This window comes from Paenibacillus sp. 01L418, assembly GCF_056400045.1.
The window spans coordinates 1-646 of sequence record NZ_JBFTSN010000857.1; the positions used below are offsets into that span (position 1 = coordinate 1).

Consider the following 646-nt stretch of genomic DNA (forward strand, 5'->3'; position numbering starts at 1 on the left):
CTATCTTCATTAGGATTATCCTACACCTGGGACACTAAAAGTCGAACGGCTGTAATAATGAATAAAGTTAAAGATGAAGTGAAAGTGACAGCCAATCAATTAATTGCCTATAAGAATGGAAAAACCATCAAGCTCGATGTTCCAGCAGTTAATAATAACGGACGTATAATGGTTCCCATTCGTTTTATAACTGAGGCTTTCGAATTCAGTGTAACCTATGAAAAAACTAGAGTAATTTTATTTATAAATAGTAAGGATTTTAAGCTTGATGAGAATCTTATTACATCTGATGATCTAAATAAGGCTCGTCTTGCTGCAATTTCTTTACCAATTACCTTCTCTTTTACACCGTCTGCAGAAGCTGAAAAAAATGAACCAACTCCTTTTTACAGTTACAGCTTTCCACGTGGAGACGCATCACGTTATATTTATAGTACCGGACGTGCCAATACAGTCGTTGAGATTAAAGATGGAATAGCTAAGGCAGTTTGGCAATTTCAATATGGAGATAAAACACCTATTATTCATTTAGCTGGCCAACAACTAACCAATACACTTGAAGAAATGCTCGATGTTTCATTTGAACATAGTATGTCTGGATCTAATACAGCAATGTTCTACTCAAATGGTTATGGACGTGATGAAG

General features: G+C 35.4%; 1 protein-coding gene. It reads left to right on the forward strand.

Going from position 1 to position 646, the window contains the following annotated elements; all coding sequences use genetic code 11:
* Positions 1 to 57: 57 nt before the first annotated feature.
* The coding region (locus AC1DSE_RS36140) for a copper amine oxidase N-terminal domain-containing protein (protein ID WP_477529231.1) at positions 58 to 646 on the forward strand (589 nt) is incomplete at its 3' end.